We start from the raw sequence: 7,057 nt of genomic DNA, 5'->3' as shown, positions 1-7,057 counted from the left end.
GGCAAGAGCAGACCTATTTGAATACATCGAGCGGTTCCATAATCCTAGGATGCGACGTAGAGTTGCTGCGCAGGATCAAAAGCTCTTAGCTGTTTTATAACCGTCCGTGGAAACGGGGTAGAACCCGTATCACTCCTCAAGGCATTGGTTGGAAGCACATCGAAGAGCTCGAGGCCGAACTGCTCCGGAATCTGAACCGCAAGGGCTTCGACTAGACCGGCAAACTTCCAAGATTTGTACAACGAGAAGTAGCCTGCCAGCGGTTCCTTCCTAAACGAACCCTGGATATCGCTTCTATCTACCTGGTCAAGAAGATGCTTGGCTCGCAGGTGATCGGAGAACCGCTCAAACGTGAAACGAATAATCTCTTGCGGAGATCCCTCGTGCCATTCTACGTCCTGGGTCAGGACGCCCTCACCGAGAAAAGCCGAGAAAAGGCTTTTCTCCGTGAAGCCGCCAGACGGATGTATGCCTTCTAGCAGCTCGAAGGTTGACTCTACAGTGAGCGCGCCGGTATCGCCTTGCTCGGAGCAGGCTTGGAGAAACGCATTCAGCGCTCTGCGCGGAATATTGCGCTGAGGAACGAGTCTGAGGTCGAGTTCAACTTTTCGTGCCGCGGCGCTCAGGTAGAAATCGAAGATGGTGCTGATTCCATCTAAGCCCTTTGGAAGTTGCTTGAGATTCTCGGCGTCGAGGTAAGTGCAGCAGGTCCGTAGAAAAAGTGGGTTCTCAAATTCTCGCGCCAAGTGCGGAGAACTCGGCCGAGCGATGCCGCGACGATCAAGGTATGCCTTAGCCGCAGCGTTGGACTGGCCTGAGAAACCAGGATGTTCAGTCCGCGTTAGGTTCTCCAACGGGAAGAAGTGTATGTAGGTCGAGCGTACGGTCAGAGCAAGTGTGACGCGCGGGAACTTTCGTACGAGCGCCACAAAACCTTGAAGTCGTGTTTCCCAAAGCGTGATGCCGTGCCTTTCATTCAGCGCGTCGACCGCAATCACAGCGCGACAACCGGCAGCTTCTGCTGCTGCGTCTAGCGCTCCGAGGAGCTCGTCGGTCGTGACCAGAGACAGATCCAGCAGACCTCGGATCTGCTGCCACGGGTCCCCTTCCGTCAGACTGTTCGTGAGCACGAGAACGAACGGCCGCTTGCGCTCCAGTTGCCGTTCGCCAAAGTCGGCCAGAAGGTGCGACTTCCCGATGCCTGCCGGTCCTGAAATCAGTAGCTCGTGCTTGTTGATGATCTTCCAGGCTTCGGACTCCAGTTCGCGGCTGATACGATTTAACGCCGAATAAAGGTCAAACAGATCCTTGCGGGTGATGTGTATGTCCTTCTCTAGCTCCTTCTTAGCCAGCTCGTCCAACGCTTCAACGATAGCGGCGAGTGCGGTAGCGCATAGAGCGGCCCAAGACTCAATAGCAACCAATTCTTCAGGCAATGCAGGCGGCGCTGTAAGACTCTGCAGAAGCGGTGCGCAAGCCTCACGAACTTGGTCGGCAACCTGCTGTAGGCCCTCTCGCCTTAGGCTCGTGGATGCACCGTCCAAGTTATACATAACCTTTGCGGCCCAGTCGTGTGGTGCTAACAGCATCTCAGGAGCGCGAGAAATCGAATGCAGCTGCTGCTGGATGGGCAGGTCAACGTGACTCTCTGGGCTGTATCGCTCGCCAAGGTTGGAACGGACAATGTCGAACTTCTCTCGGAACCATGTTGAGCTGAAACGGACGGCGTCGAACCAGTAGCAAGCCCGTCCAGAGTACATGGGATTGTCGCGACCGAGTCGTTCTTCAATGCTCGATGCGCTCCAAAGCTCGATGGTCAGCTCTCGCCCGGCGGTCGCTGCAGCTGCTACACTTTTGTCCCTCCACGTCTCAAAGCGCTGAGTCTCGCTTTTCTTCTTTCCAGACCGGTTGTCCCTCAGGTCGATAGGCAGGCAGACCACAAACTTGCGCAGCTGAGGATGCGCAGCGAGGGCTCGTGTGAGGGAGTCATTCAAATCAGAAACTTGGCCACTTTCGAAGCCATTGATGAAGTACTTTGCTTGCCAGCCAACTTCATGTCCATCCAAATAAGACCTGTAGCACTCCAGGCCCTGGTCTGCGCCAGACCCTTTTCGGATGAAGCTACTCCCCTCCGCGGGATCTTCGAGGGCTGCCAGTTGGCAGCAGAGCTCTTCAAAGCCGCCCATCTGCGTACCGCGGTGATTGCGGATACGGGTGAAATCCAGTTTCTGTCCCAATTTGTCCTCCATTTGAATAGCCAGCCTGTTAGCCGGTTGAGAGCAGTGCTTCAAACCACTCTACCGGACCGGATTTGAGCCGTTCAAAGGCACCTGACTCGCAGACTGAAAACCAGGAGGGCAGGCTTCGGTTAGAAGCGTTCATTCGCGAACGAACGCTTTAACACGATTCGATGCTGCTTATAGTAACTGGCATTGTGCGGCCAGGGTCTGCCACTCCTGCACACTCTGGCCAGCACGAACTTAATACATCGTACAAGCTGAACGGGCACTTTAGTTTCAATGCTGCAATCGACGACGTATGCCTTCTTCGGCGTCCTCAATTACTGCTTGGTGATCATAGGTTTTAGCCACACTCATAAGCAGTTTTGATGCAACGAATGGATGCGAAAACTGCAGCGCCTCCCCCCAAGCTCGGTATCTCTCAGCGAGCTCCCGCTCCTGCTCACCACCCGCCCCCCTCCAGTGCACGCCACGCGAGTTGTAAGTACCTGTGCACGCACCGTCCATCATGGGCTCGGATTGAATATCTTCCATAACGGTTCGCACTGATTCACAGGGCCAGATTCCATCCTTGCCCACAGGAGCTATTGAAAGCAGTCGGCCAATGCAAACATCCGCAATCTCTGCTCGGCTCAGTTCGTTACACGACCGGCGTACGATTTCGATCCACCTCATGAGGCCCCCCTCATCAACATCGCCGGACTCATCCTGTCCGGGAAGTCTGCTTATAGATTGCATCAATCTGTAGCCGCGTTTGGCCATGTCACTTAAGCGATCTGTCGGAACTTGATAATCAGCAGGGTCAGTAGCGCCGTCCTTCCTCTTGTAAACCCAACAAATGGCTTGGGTATACAACTCAGGATGCAACTCTACGTATCGCTCAAGATTCGGTATGTTCGACTCTTCTCGTCTTGCACTGAGTTGCCCAAGCACGTCTATGTACGCGAATTCCAAGCCGGCCTTCTGCTCGAGTGAAAGACTAGAGCACCCATTCACTTGATTGAATGCTTGCTCAACATAATAGGGCTCGAGCAGGTGCTGCTCGGGCAGATCCTTTCCACCTTGTGCAATCTCCGACATCAGCCGGAAAATTGTCATTGCGTCGACTTTATTTAGTTGGTGACGAATGCTCGAGAACGCCGCCCGAGGCCTTTCAGCTTTCAACAAGCGCTCTATAGCTTCATTTCGCTCAGCTTCGGAATGGCTTACCCATTCTGGGGGCATTTCGCTCCAGTACCTTGACTGCGCAGTCTCGCTAAGAGTATCGACTAGGTTCCATGTACTTTTCCCAAACGGTGCAAGTAGAAGCAGAGTTACGGCGTCGTCTTCAGATCTGTCAACCGCGACTCTTCGCAAAATTGCGTTGCGCTTATCATTATCCGTTTCAGCGCAAATCGCAGCACCGATAAGACTTTTATGCGGATGAACGTCTTCCTTTTCAGAGAGGACTGGCCCGAGTGCAAGGTGTAACAACTCCAGCAGTTCCGATTCTGACAGCAAAACGCTAGCAGCAAGGGAGCCGACTACCCATGGAGCATTACCGCGCTCGGATATCTCCAGAATCCCGAGCAAACCACGACGCTCGAACACTTCACGTAATGCTTCCACCCTCAGGCGATTGATACGCTCATTTCGTTTATCGTAGTTGGAGTTCTCAAGGTCCTCGAGCTCGTCCGCTGACTCTTCAACCCATGCATTTCGAAACAGCCAAGCATGCTTATTCAACAGGTCGCTCGGCTCCAACGCGTCGTATGCGGCTTTTCCAGCGGCGGCTAACACTGCCCTCCCACCATCCCGTTTCGCGCGCAGTGCAGCGCGTCGTGAAAGGGTCGATATTCGAATTTTTTCGCGCATTACCGCTTTGTCAGAATCACTGGCTTGATCCTTAGCCCAGTTTTCAACCAACTTCCATACGCGGGCCTGATCGCTCTCGCTCAGTGCTTGGAGGCAATGGACTAGGTCGCTGAGCCTCTCCATTGAGTATTCATTGATACCTAATGTTAGCTCAACCACCTCGCGCACAAATTCTTGGACTGGTCCCCTCGTAGGGAAGGGCTCCCCATACCCATATCCATCAGGACGCCAGCGCGGTTTGTGGCTATAGTCGCCGACTTGACTATGAGTATTGAGTTGAGCGATGCAAACCTTCCAGGCAGCATCGGGATACTTCCTTTTTAGCTGCTTTAGTAAGTCCACGCGCTGTTGGAGATTCGCTGCGGTTTGGGGCATCCAGGCGCGAAAAATTGCTCCGAGCGAATTTGCGGGCTTATTAACCCAGTTGTCGTTGATCTCAATCTGCGAGAGCCGTGCAAGAATAGCAGCGGCACGTGGCAACGTCGTAGGGCTCCAGGAAAGCCCCTCAAGCGCCCACAGCAACCCAGTGCGAGTTGGGCTAGCTCCAAACACTCCCGGGCTAACTGGTCGCAGGAGACCAAACACCGCAGGACTGTCGGTCCGAAGGTCTCGCTCAATAATTGAAAGGAACTCATCGGGTGCCGCTTCTGCGTAGGTGGGAAGGTCGCGGTCGTTAGCCTCCAGAGCTCTCGTAGTTAGCGGGGTCTGAAGCAAATCACGTACTACGTGTGTTACCGCCGCTTCGATATCAAAGCTGAAACGCCCCCTAAACAACTCATTGCCATGAACCGCGAGTAATACCAGCGTTTCCGATATACCCTCTCGGAAAGTTCCCGAAAACTCGCGCACCTTGCCATCAAGTGACGCAGTCCAGCGCTGGCTTTCATCAAGGTCGAGCGTAGGATCGTCCTCCCCCAAGACCATCCGGGCGATATCGAAGTAACTGACTAGGTCGGCTTCTGTCACTGCATGAGCAACGGCATAAAGTAGGTCGAGCTTTGAAATGACGCCTCTCGCGCTTCCGATCAGCCAAACCGGGGCGTCATTAAGCTTGGCCAAACTTTGGCAGTCCTTCTCAAGCTCTTCATAGGGACGATCGCTCGCCAAGAGCGAGAGCCCTATCTTGTCGGCCTCGCTCCGGCTATCCCAAGCCCCAACAAAAAGAAACGGCACGAGCTTGGTAGCTGCACGGAAATCTGCCGCCCACTCTGGCAACTGCACCGCTTGTACCGATGAAAGCCGGCGGCGTAAAACCGTTAGAGAACGACCTGAAGCCTTTGCAAGCGAAGTGATTTCGTCGCGGCTCTTTCCCATGCCCTCAAGTGCACTATTGAACGCTTGGTAGCTAACCGGCTCGAGTACTACATCAGGATTCGTGATCGCGGCGTTGCGAGGATAGATGACAAACGAGTGCATGGATCTCGTGAGGGGAGCGAGTTCTCGCTCTACCTCGCGCGTGAAAACAACAGGGATGAATGTTTGCCTACCTGAAGTTAGTCGAGGCAAGACTCCAGGCTTATCAAATACTATGACTCGATCGCGAACTGACGCCAGTTCGTCCCCGCCCTGTGCGCTAAGCAATTGAGCGAGAAACGCCAGCGCCTCCTCGGTCGAATCTGCGGCGATTACAATCGGGCGTTCTGGCGAATTAGTTAAGCATGAAGCCACAGTACGTTTCGCGGACTGAATTGCCGACTCAAACAGCGCGCTGGCCAGAGGTGGTGTCGAAACGTCGGCCCAGTCAGCCCAACACTTGTCGAGTGAACGTACTTCTTGCGCGGGGCCATGTGTTTCATTGGCGAACCATGCCTGCGCGGACAGCGACTGCTCCAACCATTGCTCGAGATCACTCGCGTCATAAGCACGTACATCCTGCCAAAGTAGCTCCGCCCGCTTAGCGCTCACCCAAGCTGTCTTTCCAGCCCAGCGACGCGGGGTGACAAATACAAACGTCGTATTAACACGTACGTTCTCATCGATAGCCGCTACGCTCTTTTCAAAGTCACCATTTGCTTTGGTGCGAGGGTCCTCGCTGGTTCCAAACTCCCAGCCGGATAGTCCCGATGGTATCCACGGCGTGCCTGCACCCGCTTCAACGAAGCCATCCCAACCAGATCTCTCAGCATCATCATTACCAGGGAAGTCCACCTTGGTGAGCTCTAAGCCGGTCGAATGCACCAAGGTACGCAGAAAAACAGCCAAGCGAGACCGTGCCTGTATATTGTGGTCGACCCATTCCTCAATGGCATTGGCCTTAATCGCCAGGAATGGAGGCACATAAGCCTTGGCATCTGAGGGCGCAGCTTTTTCCTTTGCCCGTGCCGCCTCGTACTGCGCCTGCATTTCCATCAGATTCTTAAGCGGATACTTGAAAGCCTTCTCAAGTCGGGCAGCCATTTCTGCGGATAAGGCAGCTTTACCATTGAGCAAGTTGGACAAGGCGGGGCGCCCGACACCCGTCAATTCGGCAGCCTTGGTGACTGACATCCCGCGTGGAATGACCTCTGTTTTTATGCGTAAGCCAGGGTGAACAACATTTTGGGTCGTCATCGTTAAGCCCTCTGGCTATCGAGATCATGTAGGTGAAGCTGTGCCAAAATATCGTATTGTGTAGCGCTACACAATACGAAATAAAGCGATAGTCTGCTGCGCGGGTATCCTAATGCTGCTCGGTCATCAAATAGTAGGACTCGATAACCGAATGCTCTGGAGGAGGTGCTGCGACCCGATATCTTTGCCTACCCCAGATACGTTGCGAGGGACAAGCTACTGTCCGCTTCTGGCCCAGGGTGTGTAAAAACGTCCTGACAAATCCTTGCTATGATTTCCGACACTGCCATCGCAAGGATTCCCATGAAACGGTTTATCCAGGGTGAACACCGAGGTCAAAGCACCTTGCTTCCCGAAAGCCTCGACGACTACGTCAGCGATACCAATCCAGTGCGCGTGGTCGATGTCTTCGT

Annotated in this window: 3 protein-coding genes; 1 reads left to right on the top strand and 2 read right to left on the bottom strand. The window is 54.0% G+C overall.

Annotated features, from left to right (window positions below):
- Positions 1–44: 44 nt before the first annotated feature.
- Together EF096_RS19885 and EF096_RS19880 are read right to left on the bottom strand one after the other, a co-directional pair.
- Positions 45–2,237 (bottom strand): hypothetical protein, encoded by a 2,193-nt coding sequence (locus tag EF096_RS19885; RefSeq protein ID WP_123891477.1) that lies wholly within the window; start codon positions 2,235–2,237, stop codon positions 45–47.
- A 279-nt stretch (positions 2,238–2,516) separates the two neighbouring features.
- Positions 2,517–6,644, bottom strand: coding sequence for a HigA family addiction module antitoxin (locus EF096_RS19880; RefSeq protein WP_123891476.1), 4,128 nt, complete (start codon positions 6,642–6,644; stop codon positions 2,517–2,519).
- A gap of 303 nt (positions 6,645–6,947) precedes the next feature.
- Between EF096_RS19880 and EF096_RS20715 the strand changes: the two genes are divergently transcribed.
- Positions 6,948–7,057: hypothetical protein (locus EF096_RS20715; protein WP_231098876.1), on the top strand; the 110-nt coding region annotated here is incomplete at its 3' end.

This window comes from Pseudomonas neustonica, assembly GCF_003797945.1.
GTDB lineage: Bacteria > Pseudomonadota > Gammaproteobacteria > Pseudomonadales > Pseudomonadaceae > Halopseudomonas > Halopseudomonas neustonica.
The sequence above is the reverse complement of the archived record's forward strand: the minus strand, read 5'-3'. Positions and strand labels throughout refer to the sequence as shown.